The following is a 17,058-nucleotide window of genomic DNA, read 5'->3' as shown; positions in this document are numbered from 1 at the left end:
AGAGACTTCCGGTCCCGTGCGGGAGGGGGCGTTCGAGGGGGCGGACGGTGTTCCCGCTCTAGCTACCCGAGCGCCCGTGGACGTACTCCGTCGGAATGACGGGTTCCCCTCGGGAGAGCTGGATCGCGGACAGCGGCAGGTTCGCGCGGGCGGCGATGTGGCGGTCCCGTGGCATGTCCAGCGGCTCCCGGGCGACCACCTCGCCGCCCTTGACCAGCTGCACCAGCAGCTGCCGGTCGGCCAGCTCGGCCGGGACCGGTCCGGTGCCGACGACCTCGGCCTCCGCGATCCCCTCCTCGTCGAGCCGGCGGGCCGCCCACTTGCGGCCCCCGACGGAGGTCTTGCCGCCGGTGGACTTCTTCGCGACCGGTACCAGCGGCGCCCTGGGATCGGTGGTCTCGGCGCGGGCGACCAGCTTGTAGACCATGGACGCCGTCGGGTGCCCGGAGCCGGTCACCAGCTGGGTGCCGACGCCGTACGCGTCCACGGGCGCGGCGGCCAGGGAGGCGATCGCGTACTCGTCCAGGTCCGAGGTCACGACGATCTTCGTACGCCTCGCGCCCAGCTCGTCCAGCTGCTGGCGGACGCGGTGGGCCACCAGCAGCAGGTCGCCGGAGTCGATGCGGACCGCGCCCAGCTCGGGGCCGGCCACCTCCACCGCCGTACGGACGGCCTCGGCGACGTCGTAGGTGTCGACGAGGAGGGTCGTGCCCCGGCCGAGGGTGTCCACCTGGGCCTGGAAGGCGTCCCGCTCGCGGTCGTGGAGCAGGGTGAAGGCGTGGGCGGACGTGCCGACGGTCGGGATGCCGTAGCGGAAGCCGGCCGCCAGGTCGGAGGTGGTGGCGAAGCCGCCGACGTACGCGGCCCGGGAGGCGGCCACGGCGGCCAGCTCGTGGGTGCGGCGGGCGCCCATCTCGATCAGCGGGCGGTCACCGGCGGCGGAGGCCATGCGGGAGGCGGCGGCCGCGATCGCGGAGTCGTGGTTGAGGATGGAGAGGATCACCGTCTCCAGCAGCACGCACTCGGCGAAGGTGCCCTCGACCCGCATGATCGGCGAGCCCGGGAAGTACACCTCGCCCTCGGGATAGCCCCACACGTCCCCGCTGAAGCGGTAGTCGGCGAGCCACCCCAGGGTCCGCTCGTCGACGATCTTCCGCTCACCCAGGAAGCCGAGGACGCCCGTGTCGAAACGGAAGTTCTCCACCGCGTCCAGGACGCGTCCGGTGCCGGCCACCACGCCGTAGCGGCGCCCGTCCGGCAGCCGCCGGGTGAAGACCTCGAACACGCTCCGCCGTTCGGCCGTACCGGCCTTCAGGGCGGCCTGCAACATCGTCAGCTCGTACTGGTCCGTGAAGAGCGCCGTCGAGGGAACGTCCACCGGCAGCCCAAGGTCCGCTGTGTTCATGACGATAGATGCTACCCCCATTTCGTCAGTGTGACGATTTCTGAACGGCGTGGCAGCATGGGCTGTGTGACGTCACCCGCGCCCGTAGAGATCGAACGCACCGAGTCGGCGGAGGAGGTCTTCGCCGTACCCGAACCCGACGTCCCCTGGGTCACCATCGTGCACAACGACCCGGTCAACCTCATGAGCTACGTGACGTACGTCTTCCAGTCGTACTTCGGCTACACCAAGGACAAGGCCACCAAGCTCATGCTCGACGTCCACCACAAGGGCCGGGCGATCGTCTCCAGCGGCACGCGCGAGGAGATGGAACGCGACGTGCAGGCGATGCACGGCTACGGTCTGTGGGCCACCCTCCAGCAGGACCGGAAGTAGCGAACCCATCCAGATGCCCGGACATTTCGAACCGCTTCCCGGCGGCGGCGCGGCCGTCGCGCTCGACGACGTCGAGATCTCCATCATCCGGTCCCTGGCCGTGCAGCTCCTGGAGCTGATCGGTCCCGGCCCCGGCGCCGACACCCCGGACGACCCGCTCGCCGAGCTGTTCGCCGAGGGCCCGAGCGAACCGCCCGCCGATCCCGTCCTGCGCCGGCTCTTCCCGGACGCCTACAGCGATCCGGAGAAGGCCCCGGACTCGCCGGCCGAGGCCGACGAGCGGCAGGCGCACTCCGCCGAGTTCCGCCGGTACACCGAGAACGACCTCAGGGCCGGCAAGCGGGAGAACGCGCTCGCGGTGATCCGCACCCTGGACGCGCTCGCCCCGGTGGGTGAGGGCGGGGCGGTGCTCAAGCTGTCCCCGGAGGAGTCGCGGCAGTGGCTCGGCGCCCTCAACGACCTGCGGCTCGCGATCGGGGCCCGGCTGGAGATCACCGACGAGGACGACACCGATCTGCTCTACCGGCTCCCGGACGAGGACCCGCGCAAGCCGATGGTGATGGCCTATCTATGGCTGGGCGGCCTCCAGGAGACCCTCGTCACCACACTTATGCCCTGAATGTAAGGGTTTCGTGTTCGCTCAGCGGACGCTCAAATCCGGATAACGATCCCGTCACCGTTGCGGCCTGTTTTGCCGCATTCGGGCGCTCTTTGTCCGCTTTTACCTGTGTGATGCGCCACAACGCGCCTCTGTGATCAATATTGCGGCCGTGATAAATCTTCACGACCGCCCGGCCAACACCACCCATGTTCGGCCGGGTGCGCCACCGAGCCGGCGACCGCCGGCCAGGCACGGGCGTGCTTGTGAAAGCCGCCCAGCTCCATCAATCCGGGGGGATCGAAACCCGATCCGAGGCCGACGAAAGGCCCGGGTCGGCATGGAGAAAGGCGCACCACACATGACCTCAGCGCAGGTCGACCAGCATCGCGACGGCAATGAGGCCGTGCGGGCCGAGGACAGCGAGGGTGGCGAGGGGTATCAGCGCGGGCTCGGAGCCCGGCAGATCCAGATGATCGCCATCGGCGGTGCCATCGGCACCGGCCTGTTCCTCGGTGCGGGCAAGGGTATTTCCAAGGCCGGCCCCAGTCTGATCCTGGCGTACGCCATCGCGGGCCTCGTCATCTTCTTCATCATGCGGGCGCTCGGCGAGCTGCTGATGTACCGCCCGGTGTCGGGTTCGTTCTCGGAGTACGCGCGCGAGTTCATCGGCCCGTTCGCGGGCTTCGTGACCGGGTGGACGTACTGGCTGTTCTGGGTGGTCACCGGCATCACCGAGGTCACCGCCGCGGCCGCCTACATGACGTACTGGTTCGACATCCCGCAGTGGGTCTCGGCCCTGATCTTCACGATCGTGCTCTACGGCGCCAACCTGATCTCCGTGAAGCTCTTCGGTGAGCTGGAGTTCTGGTTCTCCATGGTCAAGGTCACCGCCATCATCGGCATGATCCTGATCTGTGCCGGCATCCTGACGATCGGCTTCTCCGACGCCGGTGACACCGCCTCCGTGACCCACCTGTGGAGCGACGGCGGGTTCTTCCCGCACGGCGTCGGCAACACGCTGATGACCCTGCAGATGGTGATGTTCGCCTTCCTCGCCGTCGAACTGGTCGGTGTGACCGCGGGCGAGTCCAAGGACCCCAAGACCGTGCTGCCCAAGGCGATCAACACCGTGCCGTGGCGCATCGCCGTCTTCTACGTCGGCGCGCTGATCATGATCCTCTCGGTCGTGCCGTGGACGAATTTCCACCCGGGCGTGAGCCCCTTCGTGGCCGCGTTCCAGAAGATGGGCCTGGCCGCGGGTGCCGGCATCGTCAACTTCGTCGTCCTGACGGCCGCGCTGTCCTCCTGCAACTCCGGCATGTACTCCACCGGCCGCATGCTGCGCGACCTGGCGCTCAACAGCCAGGGCCCGAAGTTCTTCACCAAGCTGACGCGCAGCGGTACCCCGCTCGTCGGCACGACGTTCTCCGCCGCGCTGATGCTGGTCGGCGTCTGGATCAACTACCAGTGGCCGGGCAAGGCGTTCGACTACGTGGTGTCCTTCGCGACCATCTCCGGCATGTGGGCCTGGATCGTCATCCTGGTCTGCCAGATCCGCTACCGGATGAGGGCCGACCGGGGCGAGCTGGCGCGCAGCGAGTTCCGGGCACCGGGTGCCCCGTACACCAGCGTGTTCGCGCTCCTGTTCATCCTCATGGTGATCGTGCTGATGGGCATCGACAAGGACGCCCGCGTCTCGCTGTACTGTGCGCCGCTGTGGGGCGTCATCCTCGGTGTCGCCTACTGGGTGCTCAAGCGCCGCAACCCCGAGGCCGCGGCCTTCCGCAAGCGCTGACCCCCGGAAAAGGACGTCCGGCCGACGGGAGCACTCGTGGTTCTCCCGTCGGCCGCCGCTCAGGACGTCCGCCATGTGGGCCGTCCCGTACCACACCTCGGTACGGGACGGCCCCTCTGCTTATCCTGACCCCCATGCTGACCATCACCCAGGCCCTGTACGACCAGATCGTCGCCCACGCGCGCGAGGACCACCCCGACGAGGCGTGCGGCGTGGTCGCCGGCCCGCTGGGCGCCGGCCGCCCCGAGCGCTTCATCCCGATGCTGAACGCGGCCCGTTCGCCCACCTTCTACGAGTTCGACTCGCAGGATCTGCTCAAGCTCTACCGGGAGATGGACGACCGCGACGAGGAGCCGGTGATCATCTACCACTCCCACACAGCCACCGAGGCCTATCCCTCCCGGACCGACATCGGCTACGCCAACGAGCCCGGCGCCCACTACGTCCTGGTCTCCACCGCGGACGCCGACGGCCTCGGCGAGTTCCAGTTCCGCTCCTTCCGGATCCTCGAGGGCGAGGTCACGGAGGAAGAGGTCAAGGTCGTGCAGGCGTACTGATCTCAGCCCGTGGTTGAAATCCGTCCGCCATGTGGGATCACATTCCAGAAGCCGGACCGGGAATCGATACGATGAGCCCATGGTTCTGAACGACGTGAGCGAGAAGGCGCCGGGCATCCTGCTCGTGGCGCGGCTGCACGTCGACCTGTGCAGGCTGAACAGCGCCATCTGTTGACGTTCCCCGCCGCCGTACGGCCGCTGCCGCGGTGCTCCCCCACGTGCCGCAAGCCCGGGGGGACCGCCAGGCACGCACACCGAATCGACGAACCCTTCCGACAGGAGCCCGCAACCATGGCCATCGAGGTCCGCATCCCCACCATCCTTCGCACCTACACCGACGGTCAGAAGGCGGTCGAAGGCGCCGGGGACACCCTCGCCGAGCTGTTCGCCGACCTCGAGACCCGGCACGCGGGCATCCAGGCCCGCATCGTGGACGGCGGCCAGCTGCGTCGCTTCGTCAACGTCTACCTGAACGACGAGGACGTCCGCTTCCTGGACGGCATCAACACCAAGCTGTCCGACGGCGACAACGTGACGATCCTGCCGGCCGTGGCCGGCGGCATGGCCTGAGCCGACGGTCGCCGAACCGATGCGCTACGACTCCCCGCTGGCCGCGGTGGGCAACACCCCTTTGGTGCGCCTGCCGCGGCTGTCGCCGTCCGCCGACGTCCGGATCTGGGCCAAGCTGGAGGACCGCAACCCGACCGGCTCGGTCAAGGACCGTCCCGCCCTGCACATGATCGAGCAGGCGGAGAAGGACGGCCGGCTCACCCCGGGCTGCACGATCCTGGAGCCCACCTCCGGCAACACCGGTATCTCCCTCGCGATGGCGGCCAAGCTCAAGGGCTACCGCATGGTGTGCGTGATGCCGGAGAACACCTCGCAGGAGCGCCGGGACCTGCTCGGCATGTGGGGTGCCGAGATCATCTCCTCACCGGCGGCGGGCGGCTCCAACACCGCCGTGCGCGTGGCCAAGGAACTGGCCGCCGAGCATCCCGACTGGGTGATGCTGTACCAGTACGGCAACCCCGACAACGCGGGCGCCCACTACGCCACGACCGGCCCGGAGATCCTCGCCGACCTGCCCTCCGTCACCCACTTCGTCGCGGGCCTCGGCACCACCGGCACGCTCATGGGCGTCGGCCGCTACCTGCGGGAGCACAGGCCGGGCATCCAGATCGTCGCCGCCGAACCGCGCTACGACGACCTGGTCTACGGCCTGCGCAACCTCGACGAGGGCTTCGTCCCCGAGCTGTACGACGCCTCCGTCCTCACCAGTCGCTTCTCCGTCGGCTCGGCCGACGCGGTCACCCGCACCCGTGAACTCCTCCAGCAGGAGGGCATCTTCGCGGGCGTCTCCACCGGCGCCGCCCTGCACGCGGCGATCGGCGTCGGCAAGAAGGCGGTCAAGGCGGGCGAGAGCGCCGACATCGTCTTCGTCGTGGCCGACGGCGGCTGGAAGTACCTGTCCACCGGCGTCTACACGGCGGCCACCACCGAGGAGGCCATCGAGACGCTGCAGGGCCAGCTCTGGGCATAGTCCCGATCAAGCACGTGTCAGCCCCCTCCCACGAGGGGGCCAACCCGTGTGGATCCGTTCGCTCCGGTGGTACGTCACATCTGCACCAGGCGGCCGGCCGGCCGGCCACGTCAGCAGGACGGCAGAAAGGCGGACCCCCATGCGCCGTACGACCCTCACCGCCCTCGCGGCCACGACGCTGCTCCTCGCGGGCTGCGGCTCCCAAGGCGGCGGGGACGACACCGGCAGCAACGGCAAGGTGTCACCGGCCCCCTCCACGCACTCCCCGGATCCGGCCACCGGGGCATGCGGCACCCAGGTGGAGCTGAAGGCCGCCGACGACGGCCGTACCCTCTGCGTGGCCAAGGGCGGCGAGGTCCGGCTCACCCTGGACGGCACCAGGGCCCGCCCGTGGAAGCCGGTCACCGCGAACGGCACCGGGCTGGAGGGCATCAACGCGGGCTTCGTCATCCAGCCGGGCGACGCCACGGCCGCCTACCGGGCGGTGGCCGCCGGAACCGTGAAGCTCTCGTCCTCCCGCCCCCTGTGCGCCGAGCCCACCGCCCCCGGCCAGGTCTCCTGCAAGGGCATCCAGGAGTGGACGGTCACCGTCCGGGTGCGCTAACCCGCCAGGTGCCGTACCTGGTCCCACAGGACCGGGTCGACCACGCCGACCCGGCGGCGGAAGTCGCCCACCGAGACCTCGCGCAGCTCGTCGGTCTGCAGGAAGCTGGGGCGGCCGCCGGCGTCGCCGACCGCGCCGGGCGGCAGCGGGATGACTCCGGCGCGCTCGTCGTGGTACTTGCTGGTGATCTTCGCGACCGTGGCCCGGTCGCCGCGCACGGCCAGCACCAGGCAGGGCCGGTCCTTCACCTCGGGCCGGTCCTCGTAGGGGACGTCCGCCCACCAGATGTCCCCCGGGGCCGGCCGCGCGGCGTGCGCGGCCCGCGTGCCCGCGCGGCCCGGTGGCCGCAGCCGCCGCCCGCCGGGCCGGCGGCCGCGTCCCCAGCCGTCGACGAGCGTGGCGACCAGCGCGAGCAGTACCACCGCCGCGAGCGCGAGCCACCAGGACGTGTCCATACGACGACGTTACCGGCGCGCGCCGCACATCGCGCGCCCTCTGGCGATCCTCATGCGCCGCGGGTCCAGCCGAACCGGTGACAGCACAGGTGAGTTCGCCCACAACAGCCCCTGGTGGAGGAGCGACCCGCCCTTTTGCGCCTTACGCTCGACGGACCGCACGACCCCCGTCTGCCCCCTTCTCTCAGGCCCCTCGTCCCGCCCACCGGTTTCCCGCCAGCGGAGGTTTCTGCTTCATGAAGCTCACCGTCGTCGGCTGCTCGGGGTCGTTCCCGTCCGCGGAATCGGCCTGCTCGAGCTACCTCGTCGAGGCCGACGGCTTCCGGCTGCTTCTCGACATGGGCAATGGCGCCCTCGGCGAGCTGCAGCGCCACTGCGGTCTCTACGAACTCGACGCGATCTTCCTCAGTCATCTGCACGCCGATCACTGCATCGACATGTGCGCGTACTTCGTCGCGCGCTACTACCGCCACGACGGCGGCCGCTGCGGTCCGATCCCCGTCTACGGACCCGAGGGCACGGAGCACCGACTGACCACCGCCTACGCGGACACCCCCTCGGCCTCCTCCATGAGCGAGGTCTTCGACTTCCACACGGTCAAGCCGTCCACGTTCGAGATCGGCCCGTTCACGGTGCACACCGAGCGGGTCCGCCACCCCGTCGAGGCGTACGGCATCCGGATCGAGCACGGCGGGAAGTCCCTCACCTACTCCGGCGACACGGGTGTCACCGAGGCGCTGGACGCGCTGGCCCGGGACACCGACCTGTTCCTGTGCGAGGCCGCGTTCACGCACGGCAAGGAGAACATCCCCGACCTGCATCTCAACGGCCGTGAGGCGGGTGAGACGGCGGCCCGCGCGGGCGCCCGCCACCTGGTCCTCACCCACATCCCGCCGTGGACCGACCCGCAGCTCAACCTCCGCGACGCACGCGAGGTGTTCACCGGCCCGGTGGAACTGGCGGCGCCGCGACAGACGTACGAGATCTGAGGCCGCACGCACGACCCGTGCGTCCCACGCACGCGAAAGGGCCCCGGAACCTTCTCGGTTCCGGGGCCCTTCGACGTGTCCGGGCCGGACTACTTCGCCTCGGCCTTCTGCAGTTCCGCGAGTTCCTCGTCGGACTCGCGGCCCGGCGTGGGGAGGTTGAACCGGATGATCGCGAAGCGGAAGATCACGTAGTAGACGACCGCGAAGCACAGGCCGACCAGGACCAGGCCCCACGGGTTGGTGGCGATGCCCAGGTTCAGCCCGAAGTCGACCGCGCCCGCCGAGAACCCGAAACCGTCCTTCATGCCGAGCGCCCAGGTCAGCGCCAGCGAGACGCCGGTGAGGACGGCGTGGATGGCGTACAGGACCGGTGCGATGAACATGAAGGTGAACTCGATGGGCTCGGTGACGCCGGTGACGAAGGACGTCAGGGCCAGCGAGAACATCATGCCGCCGACGACCTTGCGGCGCTCGGGGCGGGCGCAGTGCACGATGGCCAGGCACGCGGCCGGCAGGGCGAACATCATGATCGGGAAGAAGCCGGTCATGAACTGGCCCGCGTGCGGGTCGCCGGCCAGGAAGCGCCCGATGTCACCGCTCTTGCCGTGGTACTCGCCCGCCTGGAACCACGGGAACGAGTTCAGCAGGTGGTGCATGCCGATCGGGATCAGCGCACGGTTGGCGACACCGAAGATGCCCGCGCCCACGGCGCCCGACTTCACCAGCCACTCGCCGAAGTTGTGCAGGCCCGTGCCGAGGACCGGCCAGATGTAACCGAAGACGATGCCTATGAGGAGGCCGGCGAAGGCCGACAGGATCGGGACGAGGCGCCGGCCGCCGAAGAAGCCCGCCCAGTCGGGCAGCTTGGTGCGGTAGAAGCGCTGGTACAGCAGGGCCACCACGAGGCCCATCACCACACCGCCGAGGACCTTGGCGTCCACCGGAGCGTCCGCCATGACGACCTTGCCGTCGACGACGGTCGCCACCTTCGGCAGGTTCTTGTCGGTGAACGTGCCGAGGACGTTCTTGAAGACCAGGTAGCCGGCGACCGCGGCGAGGGCCGTCGAGCCGTCCGACTTCTTCGCGAAGCCGATCGCGATGCCCACGGCGAACAGCAGCGCCATGTTGTCGAGGATCGCGTTGCCGCCGGCGGCCATGAAGGACGCGATCTTGGTCAGGAACGCCGGGAAGGAGGGGTCCCCGAGCATGTCGGTGTTGCCGAGGCGCACCAGGAGGGCGGCGGCCGGCAGGACGGCCACCGGCAGCATCAGGCTGCGGCCGATACGCTGCAGGACAGCCATCGCGCCGGCGCCCTTCTTCTTCTCGGCCGCGGGAGCGGCGCTGGCCGTAGTCACAAGTTCCTCCATGTGGGCAAGGCGCCGCCCGGGAACCATGGAAGGGGACGGCAGCGTCTCTGGTCTACACCACTCAGTGGTGTAGACCTGTTGTAGCACGATGAAGGGCGTATAAGGAACTGCCAAATCCGCTACCGCGGCGCTACGCGCAGTACCTGCGTCGACGGCCCCCGCGGGGCATGGCGAAAGCCCCCGGATCCGGTGCTCCGAGGGCCCCGACCGCGCTGTGCCGTCAGGCCTTGGTGACGTCCTCGACCTCCGCCGCCGGCTCCCGGCCCGGCGTCTTCAGGTCGAACCTGGTGATTGCGAACCGGAAGACGACGTAGTAGACGGCCGCGAAGCACAGACCGATCGGGATGATCAGCCACGGTTTCGTCGCCAGGTGCCAGTTGATGACGTAGTCGATCAGGCCGGCCGAGAAGCCGAAGCCGTCGTGCACCCCGAGCGCCCAGGTCACCGCCATCGAGACACCCGTGAGCAGCGCGTGGAGCGCGTACAGGAACGGGGCGATGAACAGGAAGGAGTACTCGATCGGCTCGGTGATGCCGGTCACGAACGACGTCAGCGCGACCGAGAGCATCAGCCCGCCGACCTCCTTGCGCCGCTCCGGACGCGCGCAGTGCGTGATCGCCAGCGCGGCCGCCGGCAGCGCGAACATCATGATCGGGAAGAAGCCCGAGGTGAACTGGCCCGCGTCGGGGTCGCCGGCGAGGAACATGTTGATGTCGCCGTGCACCACCTTCCCGCCGGGCGTGGTGTACGAGCCGAACTGGAACCAGATGGGCACGTTCAGGAACTGGTGCAGGCCGATGACGAGCAGTGCCCGGTTGGCGACGCCGAAGATTCCGGCCCCCCAGGAGCCCGTGTCCCGCAGCCAGTGGCTGAAGCTCTCCAGCGCGTCCCCGATGGGCGGCCAGATCCACAGGCACAGCGCGGCGAAGAGGATGCCGACGAACGCCATGATGATGGGGACGAGCCGGCGGCCGTTGAAGAAGCCCAGCCAGTCCACCAGCCTGGTGCGGTGGAAGCGGGCCCACAGGAACGCGGCCAGCAGGCCCATCACGATGCCGCCGAAGACGCCGGGGTTCTGGAAGGTGAAGGTCGTCACCGACCCGTCCCGCACCTGGCAGCCGATGTTCGGGACCGCCTTCGAACCGGCGGGGCAGTCCTCCGGGAACTGGTGCAGCACGCCGTAGTACACGAGGAAGCCCGCCACCGCCGCGAGCGCCGTGGAGCCGTCCGACTTCTTCGCCATGCCGATCGCGACACCCACGCAGAACAGCAGGGGCAGCCCGAGGGAGCCGTCGAGCAGGCTGCCGCCCGCGCCCAGCATCACCTTGGAGACGGTCGTCCAGCCCAGGCCGCCCGCCCCGACCACGCCCGGCTGGGCCAGCCCGATCAGCAGGCCCGCGGCCGGCAGCACCGCGATCGGCAGCTGGAGGCTGCGCCCCATCTTCTGCAGACCCTGGAAGAGCCGGTTCCAGCGCTCCCTGGCCGGACCGGCCGGGTGCTCGGTGCTGCCTGCGCTCTCGGCGCCCATGGGCGTCCTCCGGCCACTCGACTCGGACGCGGTTTGGCGACCGTCCGCAGATGGTGTAGACCAGTTGGCGGACGGTTCCGCTGTCGTGATCGCCATCATCCGGCACGACCGGCATGACCGCTCGCGAACATGGGCCAACTGTGGGTTACTGCGACAAAGCGGTTCGGATCAGGGAGAAGCAACATGGCCAGCAAGGCTGAGAAGATCGTCGCCGGGCTCGGGGGCATCGACAACATCGAGGAGATCGAGGGCTGCATCACCCGGCTGCGCACCGAGGTGTCCGACCCCTCGCTGGTCGACGAGACAGCCCTGAAGGCCGCCGGCGCCCACGGCGTCGTCAAGATGGGTACCGCCATCCAGGTCGTCATCGGCACCGACGCGGACCCGATCGCCGCGGAGATCGAAGACATGATGTGACCCCGCCGGGCCACCTCGCCGTGGCCGCCGTGGTTCACCTGGAAGGGGCTCTTCCCGCCGCGGGAGGAGCCCCTTCCGTCACTCCGGATAGGCTCGTCGCCATGTCTCGCATCGACGGCCGTACCCCCGAACAGCTCCGCCCGGTCACCATCGAACGCGGATGGAGCAAGCACGCCGAGGGCTCCGTCCTCGTCTCCTTCGGCGACACCAAGGTCTTCTGCACCGCCTCCGTCACCGAAGGGGTGCCGCGCTGGCGCAAGGGCAGCGGCGAGGGCTGGGTCACCGCCGAGTACTCCATGCTGCCCCGCGCCACCAACACCCGCGGCGACCGCGAGTCCGTCAAGGGCAAGATCGGCGGCCGCACCCACGAGATCTCCCGGCTCATCGGCCGTTCGCTGCGCGCCGTCATCGACTACAAGGCGCTCGGCGAGAACACCATCGTCCTGGACTGCGACGTCCTCCAGGCCGACGGCGGCACCCGCACCGCCGCCATCACCGGTGCCTACGTCGCCCTCGCCGACGCGGTCGCCTGGGCCCAGGGCAAGAAGCTGATCAAGGCCGGCCGCCAGCCCCTGACCGGAACCGTGAGCGCCGTCTCGGTCGGCATCGTCGGCGGCGTCCCCCTGCTCGACCTCTGTTACGAGGAGGACGTGCGCGCCGAGACCGACATGAACGTCGTCTGCACCGGCGACGGCCGCTTCGTCGAGGTCCAGGGCACCGCCGAGGCCGAGCCCTTCGCCCGCGAGGAGCTGAACGCCCTGCTGGACCTCGCCGTCACCGGCTGCACCGAGCTGGCCGCCTTCCAGCGGGCGGCCCTGGAAGCCACGCTCGCGAAGTAACCGCCCCGCAAGCCGCCCTCGCCGCAGCCGGCGCTTCCCGAGGATCCCGGCAAGCGGATTCCCGGAGGATTCCGGCAAGAAGGTTCCCGGAAACCCCGGCGAGTAAAGGGACGGCCAAGACATCCGGTACGCGCGGGCAACCCGCGCACCCTTCCCGGCGTCCTAGGGATACGGGCGCACGGCTCATCACCGTGCGCCCGGCCAGCCGTACCAGGGGAGGGACCCACCATCATGGCCGCCAGCCGACGCCGCGGCGTCACCACCATCGCCGCCGCCGTGGCCGCTGTCGCACTCACCACCGGCCTCACCACCGGCTGCGACGCCGTGAACAAGGCCCTGGACTGCGTCCAGACCGCCGACTCCATCGCCGACAGCGTCACCGATCTCCAGCAGGCCGTGGCGAACGCGGCGAACGACCCGACCCAGGCCGACGCCTCCCTCGACTCCATCGAGAAGAACCTCAAGAAGATCGGCGACAAGACCGACGACGCCGACGTCAACAAGGCGGTCGACGACCTCGGCAAGGCCGTCGGCAACGTCCGTACGGCGATCAAGAACGGCGACGAGACCCCGGACGTCAGCCCGGTCACGGACGCGGCCGGCGAACTGACCAAGGTCTGCACGTCGTAGGGCGCCGAAGAAGCCACGGGTCCGGACGCGCCCCGAAAGGGGCGCGGGGGACCGCGTGACCAGCCACGGACGACCCGCGGACACCCACGACCCTCAGTCCCTCCGGCGTCGCTCCTCGCGCCGCTCGCGCTGCAGCTCGCGGCGCTGCTCCTTCAGCCGCTGCCGCTCGGCCCGGGTGGCCTTGCGCTCCACGCCGACCCCGCCCCAGAACGCGAAGCCGCTGATGACCACCCGAGGGGCACCCGGATCGGGCGGCCCGTCGTCCCGCGGGTGCTCGAAGCCGCCCATCACACCGATGCCGCGCACGACGACCTCGACGCCCGGTGGCACGGTGACCTGCATCCCGCCCATGATCGCGACACAGTTGACGACGACCTCGCGGTCCGCGAAGTCCGCCTCCCGCAGGTCGATCTCGCCGCCGCCCATGAACGTGAAGCAGTTGAACCGCTTCGGCACCGTCCAGCGGCCCTTGCGCTCGAACCCCGACAGGATCGCGACCCCGCCCGTCGAGGACCCCTCGCCCCCGACGATCCGGCCCGCCCAGCCCCCGCTCGCCACCGGGTCCTTGGCGAAGGACACGGCGGGCGCCGCGGCACCGGCCGCCGGCAGATCGCGGGTGAGGGGTGCCAGCTCGCCGTACGTACGCGCCTTGTAGGCCGCCTCCAGCCGCTCCTCGAACTCCTCCATGTCCAGCCGTCCCTCGGCCAGGGCATCCCGCAGGACCTCGGCCACGCGCTCACGGTCGGCGTCGGACGCCCGGAGGTCCGGGACTGCGTCGTCGGTCATGCCAGCAGCCTACGAGACCGCCTTCTCCGCGTACATCTTCGCGATGACGGCCTCGATGTCCGGCTCCCGCACCGACAGGTCCACCAGCGGATACAGGGCCGCGAGATGCGCGACCAGCGGCGCCGCCGACTGCCCCGCCGGGAACGCCAGCCACTGCCGGGGCCCCTCCACCCGCACCACCCGCGCCGACGGCACCTCCACCGGCGGCAACTCCCGCTCCAGATCCACCACCAGCGTCCGTTCGCTCTCCCCGGCCTCGCGCAGCCCCGCGAGCGGACCGTCGTACATCAGCCGCCCGTGGTCGATCACCATCACCCGCGAGCACAACTGCTCGATGTCCTGCAGATCGTGCGTGGTCAGCAGCACGGTCGTGCCGCGCTCGGCGTTCAACTCGCGCAGGAAGCCCCGCACCTTGGCCTTCGACACGACGTCCAGGCCGATCGTCGGCTCGTCGAGGTAGAGCACCTCCGGATCGTGCAGCAGCGCCGCCGCGATGTCCCCGCGCATCCGCTGCCCCAGCGACAGCTGCCGCACCGGCACGTCCAACAGCTCGCCCAGCTCCAGCAGTTCCACCAGACGATCCAGATTCTCCCGGTAACGGGCGTCCGGGATGCGGTACATGCGGTGCGCCAGCCGGTACGAGTCGATCAGCGGAAGGTCCCACCACAGCGTGGTCCGCTGCCCGAACACCACCCCGATCCGGTGCGCCAGCCGCCTCCGCTCCCGCGCCGGATCGATACCCGCCACCCGCAGCCGGCCCGCGCTCGGCGTCAGGATGCCGGTCAGCATCTTGATCGTCGTCGACTTCCCGGCACCGTTCGGCCCGATGTAGCCGACCATCTCGCCGCGCGCCACGGTGAACGAGAGGGAGTCCACCGCCCGCACCTCTCGCCGCTCCCGTTTGAGGAACCCGGCCTTCTTGCGCACCTCGAAGACCTTCTCGACGCTCTCCAGCTCGATGAAGTCGTCCGTCACCTGCTCTAGCTCCCTGTGCTCCGATACGAACGAAGTCCCGCCCGCCAGGCCAGCCCCGCCGGCACACAGCACCCCACCGCCACCCACGGGGCCAGGAACGCGGCCCACTCCGGCAGATCCAGCGGATACGGCCGCCCCAGCACATAGCTCGCGGGCAGCCAGTTGACGAAGGCCAGCGGCAGCACGAACGTCACCCCGCGCACCAGCTCCCGCGCGAACACCGACGGCGGATACTGCAGCAGCGTCGTACCGCCGTAGGTGAAGGCGTTCTGCACCTCCGAGGCGTCCTGCGCCAGGAACTGGAAGGCCGCCCCCGCCACGAAGACCGCGCAGAAGATCCCGCAGCCGCTCACCACCATCACCGGCATCAACAGCAGCTTCGGCGCGGTCCAGTCGACGTCGAGCCGCACCACCGCCCAGCCCAGCACCAGTACACCCTGCGTCACCCGCCCCAGCCGCCGGAGCGCGAACTGGTCGGCCGCCACCTGCGCCAGCACCGGGGCCGGACGCACCAGCAACGTGTCCAGCGTCCCGTCCCGCACCCGGCGCCCCAGCCGCTCCATCGACCCGATGACCAGGTCGGCCAGCCCGAACGCGGTACCGGACAGGCCGTACAGGAACGCCACCTCGGGCAGCGACCAGCCGCCGAGGGCGTCCACCCGGGAGAACATCAGCACGATCGCGACGAAGTCGAAGAAGGTCGCCGCGAAGTTGCCGAACGTGGTCATCACGAACGAGGCGCGGTAGGCCATCGTGGACCGGATCCACATTGCGGCGATCATCCGGTACGCGCGCACGCCCTCCGCGATCCTGCCGGGTTCATCCACCCTGGACCACCACCCGCCGCGTCGCCGCCGACTGCAGCAGCCGCCCGGCGCCCAGCAGCACCACCGCCCACGCCCCCTGGAAGAGATACGTGCCGAGCGGGTCCGCGTGCCCCAGCAGGATCTCGGCCGGCGCCTGCAGCAGCGAGGACCACGGCAGGGCGCGTACGACCTCCCCGAGCACCCCCGGGAAGACGTTCAGCGGCAGCAGCATGCCGGAGCAGAAGTACCCGGCGAGCCACGAGATCTGCGTCACGCCCGTACCGTCCAGCAACCAGAACGCGCTGAGCGCCACCAGGAACCGGATCCCGAACCCGACGAGCATCGCCAGCAGCACGGCGACGAAGAAGGCGAGCCAGGTGCCGGCGTCGGTGGGCAGGTACACGGGAAAGCACAGGGCGCCGAACAGGAACGGCACCAGCCCCCGCCCCAGCAGCTGGAAGAACGCCCGCCCCAGGTCCGCCGCCAGCCACCACAGCTGCAGGTCGGCGGGCCGGTACAGGTCGATCGCCACGTCCCCCGTACGGATGCGTTCCATCAGCTCGCCCTCGACGCCGCCGCCGCCGATCGCGAGCGTCGACAAGAACGCCTGACCCAGCCACACATAGGTCACGACCTGCGCCTGATCCCATCCGCCCAGGTGCGGTTTCTCGTCCCACAACGCGCGATACGTGTATACGAGAATCAGCCCGAAGACCGTGTTCGTGAACACCCCTGCCGCAGTCGCGGCCCGATACGTCGCGTACCGTCTGAATCCCCCTATCGCGACGGCCACGTACAACCGTCCCGCGCTCACGACAGTCGACCTCCTCGGACCGCTCGACACCGAAGCGCAGGAGCCTAGTCCGGAGGCCCGGCGGCCGGCCACGCATTTCCGTGCCGGAAGCGTGCCGGAATCCGGGAACGGAACGCCAGGTGCGAGAGTCTTCAATCAGGGGGCGCAGAAGGCGTACGAGGCGTACGGGAACGTACGACGCGAAACAGGAGTCCGTGCACGAGATGAGCGACGAGCCGCAGCCGCAGCCGAACGAAGGCGTGGCGCCGGAAAAGCCGCTGCCGACTGAAGGGCCCGGGAACCCGGGGGGCCGCGAGGACACGGCCGCCGAGCGGGACAAGGGGACGAGGAAGACGGAGGGGGCCGCCCAGGGGCGCGAGCCGCAGGCAGAGGCACAGGGGCGCGCGGACGCCGCGGACACCCGCAAGGGTGACACCGGGGACACCCGGCCGGACGACCGTCCGCAGTCCCGGAACCGCCCGGCTCAGGACCGCACGACGTCCATCGCCCGGGCCCGCCAGGCAGCGCAGGACGCCCGCACGGACACGACGGCCTCCCGCGCGGCCCGTGCCGCCGCCCCGGCACCGGACGGCACC

20 protein-coding genes are annotated in these 17,058 nt (G+C 70.0%); 12 read left to right on the top strand and 8 right to left on the bottom strand.

Annotation, left to right across the window (positions count from 1 at the left end):
• Positions 1 to 58 precede the first annotated feature (58 nt).
• Positions 59 to 1,405, bottom strand: a complete 1,347-nt coding sequence (locus ACZ5CW_RS04350; protein WP_468598221.1) for a nicotinate phosphoribosyltransferase — start codon at positions 1,403 to 1,405, stop codon at positions 59 to 61.
• Between the two features lie 57 nt (positions 1,406 to 1,462).
• On the opposite strand from ACZ5CW_RS04350, the gene clpS reads away from it, so the two are divergent.
• The 8 genes from clpS to ACZ5CW_RS04310 all read left to right on the top strand — a co-directional run bounded on the left by clpS (position 1,463) and on the right by ACZ5CW_RS04310 (position 6,877).
• Positions 1,463 to 1,780, top strand: coding sequence for an ATP-dependent Clp protease adapter ClpS (gene clpS / locus ACZ5CW_RS04345; RefSeq protein WP_468598219.1), 318 nt, complete (start codon positions 1,463 to 1,465; stop codon positions 1,778 to 1,780).
• Positions 1,781 to 1,793: 13 nt separating this feature from the next.
• Entirely contained in the window at positions 1,794 to 2,399 is a 606-nt protein-coding gene (locus ACZ5CW_RS04340) for a DUF2017 domain-containing protein (RefSeq protein WP_468598217.1), read from the top strand.
• A 340-nt stretch (positions 2,400 to 2,739) separates the two neighbouring features.
• Positions 2,740 to 4,176, top strand: a complete 1,437-nt coding sequence (locus ACZ5CW_RS04335) for an amino acid permease (RefSeq protein WP_468598216.1) — start codon at positions 2,740 to 2,742, stop codon at positions 4,174 to 4,176.
• 134 nt (positions 4,177 to 4,310) lie between these two features.
• On the top strand, positions 4,311 to 4,733 hold the full coding sequence (locus ACZ5CW_RS04330) for a M67 family metallopeptidase (protein ID WP_468598214.1): 423 nt from the start codon (positions 4,311 to 4,313) through the stop codon (positions 4,731 to 4,733).
• Between the two features lie 79 nt (positions 4,734 to 4,812).
• On the top strand, positions 4,813 to 4,908 hold the full coding sequence (locus tag ACZ5CW_RS04325) for a putative leader peptide (RefSeq protein WP_356021866.1): 96 nt from the start codon (positions 4,813 to 4,815) through the stop codon (positions 4,906 to 4,908).
• A gap of 116 nt (positions 4,909 to 5,024) precedes the next feature.
• On the top strand, positions 5,025 to 5,303 hold the full coding sequence (locus ACZ5CW_RS04320; RefSeq protein WP_468598212.1) for a MoaD/ThiS family protein: 279 nt from the start codon (positions 5,025 to 5,027) through the stop codon (positions 5,301 to 5,303).
• Between the two features lie 19 nt (positions 5,304 to 5,322).
• Positions 5,323 to 6,273 carry a PLP-dependent cysteine synthase family protein gene (locus ACZ5CW_RS04315; protein WP_468598210.1) on the top strand — a complete coding sequence of 317 codons (951 nt, stop codon included), beginning with the start codon at positions 5,323 to 5,325 and terminating at the stop codon, positions 6,271 to 6,273.
• 139 nt (positions 6,274 to 6,412) lie between these two features.
• The gene (locus tag ACZ5CW_RS04310; protein WP_468598208.1) at positions 6,413 to 6,877 is read left to right on the top strand and encodes a hypothetical protein; all 465 of its coding nucleotides are present in this window, start codon (positions 6,413 to 6,415) and stop codon (positions 6,875 to 6,877) included.
• Here ACZ5CW_RS04310 and ACZ5CW_RS04305 read toward each other — a convergent pair.
• Positions 6,874 to 7,332 carry a type II toxin-antitoxin system PemK/MazF family toxin gene (locus tag ACZ5CW_RS04305; RefSeq protein WP_468598206.1) on the bottom strand — a complete coding sequence of 153 codons (459 nt, stop codon included), beginning with the start codon at positions 7,330 to 7,332 and terminating at the stop codon, positions 6,874 to 6,876. The genes ACZ5CW_RS04310 and ACZ5CW_RS04305 overlap by 4 nt on opposite strands.
• 236 nt (positions 7,333 to 7,568) lie before the next feature.
• On the opposite strand from ACZ5CW_RS04305, the gene ACZ5CW_RS04300 reads away from it, so the two are divergent.
• Entirely contained in the window at positions 7,569 to 8,321 is a 753-nt protein-coding gene (locus tag ACZ5CW_RS04300) for an MBL fold metallo-hydrolase (RefSeq protein ID WP_468598204.1), read from the top strand.
• A gap of 89 nt (positions 8,322 to 8,410) precedes the next feature.
• Here the strand turns inward: ACZ5CW_RS04300 and ACZ5CW_RS04295 are convergent, their stop codons facing one another.
• Together ACZ5CW_RS04295 and ACZ5CW_RS04290 are read right to left on the bottom strand one after the other, a co-directional pair.
• Positions 8,411 to 9,676, bottom strand: a complete 1,266-nt coding sequence (locus ACZ5CW_RS04295) for a PTS transporter subunit EIIC (RefSeq protein WP_468598202.1) — start codon at positions 9,674 to 9,676, stop codon at positions 8,411 to 8,413.
• A gap of 232 nt (positions 9,677 to 9,908) precedes the next feature.
• Complete coding sequence (locus ACZ5CW_RS04290) at positions 9,909 to 11,216, bottom strand: PTS transporter subunit EIIC (RefSeq protein WP_468598200.1); 1,308 nt, start codon at positions 11,214 to 11,216, stop codon at positions 9,909 to 9,911.
• Between the two features lie 183 nt (positions 11,217 to 11,399).
• Here ACZ5CW_RS04290 and ACZ5CW_RS04285 point away from each other — a divergent pair, with 183 nt between their 5' ends.
• The 3 genes from ACZ5CW_RS04285 (at position 11,400) to ACZ5CW_RS04275 (ending at position 13,102) form a co-directional block, all read left to right on the top strand.
• A complete protein-coding gene (locus ACZ5CW_RS04285; RefSeq protein ID WP_069780600.1) occupies positions 11,400 to 11,633 on the top strand; it encodes a PTS sugar transporter subunit IIB in 234 nt (77 codons plus the stop codon).
• A gap of 101 nt (positions 11,634 to 11,734) precedes the next feature.
• Positions 11,735 to 12,472: a ribonuclease PH gene (rph, locus tag ACZ5CW_RS04280; RefSeq protein WP_468598198.1), complete on the top strand. Its 738-nt coding sequence runs from the start codon at positions 11,735 to 11,737 to the stop codon at positions 12,470 to 12,472.
• 231 nt (positions 12,473 to 12,703) lie between these two features.
• Positions 12,704 to 13,102 (top strand): prefoldin domain-containing protein, encoded by a 399-nt coding sequence (locus tag ACZ5CW_RS04275; protein WP_468598196.1) that lies wholly within the window; start codon positions 12,704 to 12,706, stop codon positions 13,100 to 13,102.
• 93 nt (positions 13,103 to 13,195) lie between these two features.
• On the opposite strand, the gene ACZ5CW_RS04270 is transcribed toward ACZ5CW_RS04275, so the two are convergent.
• Genes ACZ5CW_RS04270 through ACZ5CW_RS04255 form a run of 4 tightly spaced genes read right to left on the bottom strand, consistent with a single transcriptional unit; the run spans position 13,196 to position 16,483 of the window.
• Positions 13,196 to 13,888, bottom strand: a complete 693-nt coding sequence (locus ACZ5CW_RS04270) for a DUF1707 SHOCT-like domain-containing protein (RefSeq protein WP_468598194.1) — start codon at positions 13,886 to 13,888, stop codon at positions 13,196 to 13,198.
• A 9-nt stretch (positions 13,889 to 13,897) separates the two neighbouring features.
• Positions 13,898 to 14,911, bottom strand: coding sequence for an ABC transporter ATP-binding protein (locus ACZ5CW_RS04265; RefSeq protein WP_468598406.1), 1,014 nt, complete (start codon positions 14,909 to 14,911; stop codon positions 13,898 to 13,900).
• Positions 14,869 to 15,645 (bottom strand): ABC transporter permease, encoded by a 777-nt coding sequence (locus ACZ5CW_RS04260; protein WP_468598404.1) that lies wholly within the window; start codon positions 15,643 to 15,645, stop codon positions 14,869 to 14,871. The genes ACZ5CW_RS04265 and ACZ5CW_RS04260 overlap by 43 nt, the downstream gene beginning before the upstream one ends.
• A gap of 37 nt (positions 15,646 to 15,682) precedes the next feature.
• Positions 15,683 to 16,483: an ABC transporter permease gene (locus ACZ5CW_RS04255; protein ID WP_468598192.1), complete on the bottom strand. Its 801-nt coding sequence runs from the start codon at positions 16,481 to 16,483 to the stop codon at positions 15,683 to 15,685.
• Positions 16,484 to 17,058: the final 575 nt, after the last annotated feature.

It is taken from the genome of Streptomyces sp. NPDC031379, from assembly GCF_055569615.1.
This window is presented reverse-complemented; position numbering and strand designations above follow the sequence as displayed.

What these genes read in the sequence shown, in the direction of transcription:
- rph (WP_468598198.1), top strand. Translation starts at nt 11,735, where the DNA reads ATGTCTCGCATCGACGGCCGTACCCCCGAACAGCTCCGCCCGGTCACC.
- ACZ5CW_RS04335 (WP_468598216.1), top strand. Translation starts at nt 2,740, where the DNA reads ATGACCTCAGCGCAGGTCGACCAGCATCGCGACGGCAATGAGGCCGTG.
- ACZ5CW_RS04320 (WP_468598212.1), top strand. Translation starts at nt 5,025, where the DNA reads ATGGCCATCGAGGTCCGCATCCCCACCATCCTTCGCACCTACACCGAC.
- ACZ5CW_RS04285 (WP_069780600.1), top strand. Translation starts at nt 11,400, where the DNA reads ATGGCCAGCAAGGCTGAGAAGATCGTCGCCGGGCTCGGGGGCATCGAC.
- ACZ5CW_RS04315 (WP_468598210.1), top strand. Translation starts at nt 5,323, where the DNA reads ATGCGCTACGACTCCCCGCTGGCCGCGGTGGGCAACACCCCTTTGGTG.
- ACZ5CW_RS04340 (WP_468598217.1), top strand. Translation starts at nt 1,794, where the DNA reads ATGCCCGGACATTTCGAACCGCTTCCCGGCGGCGGCGCGGCCGTCGCG.
- ACZ5CW_RS04300 (WP_468598204.1), top strand. Translation starts at nt 7,569, where the DNA reads ATGAAGCTCACCGTCGTCGGCTGCTCGGGGTCGTTCCCGTCCGCGGAA.
- ACZ5CW_RS04270 (WP_468598194.1), bottom strand. Translation starts at nt 13,888, where the DNA reads ATGACCGACGACGCAGTCCCGGACCTCCGGGCGTCCGACGCCGACCGT.
- ACZ5CW_RS04260 (WP_468598404.1), bottom strand. Translation starts at nt 15,645, where the DNA reads ATGATCGCCGCAATGTGGATCCGGTCCACGATGGCCTACCGCGCCTCG.
- clpS (WP_468598219.1), top strand. Translation starts at nt 1,463, where the DNA reads ATGGGCTGTGTGACGTCACCCGCGCCCGTAGAGATCGAACGCACCGAG.
- ACZ5CW_RS04310 (WP_468598208.1), top strand. Translation starts at nt 6,413, where the DNA reads ATGCGCCGTACGACCCTCACCGCCCTCGCGGCCACGACGCTGCTCCTC.
- ACZ5CW_RS04325 (WP_356021866.1), top strand. Translation starts at nt 4,813, where the DNA reads ATGGTTCTGAACGACGTGAGCGAGAAGGCGCCGGGCATCCTGCTCGTG.
- ACZ5CW_RS04305 (WP_468598206.1), bottom strand. Translation starts at nt 7,332, where the DNA reads ATGGACACGTCCTGGTGGCTCGCGCTCGCGGCGGTGGTACTGCTCGCG.
- ACZ5CW_RS04275 (WP_468598196.1), top strand. Translation starts at nt 12,704, where the DNA reads ATGGCCGCCAGCCGACGCCGCGGCGTCACCACCATCGCCGCCGCCGTG.
- ACZ5CW_RS04330 (WP_468598214.1), top strand. Translation starts at nt 4,311, where the DNA reads ATGCTGACCATCACCCAGGCCCTGTACGACCAGATCGTCGCCCACGCG.
- ACZ5CW_RS04350 (WP_468598221.1), bottom strand. Translation starts at nt 1,405, where the DNA reads ATGAACACAGCGGACCTTGGGCTGCCGGTGGACGTTCCCTCGACGGCG.
- ACZ5CW_RS04290 (WP_468598200.1), bottom strand. Translation starts at nt 11,216, where the DNA reads ATGGGCGCCGAGAGCGCAGGCAGCACCGAGCACCCGGCCGGTCCGGCC.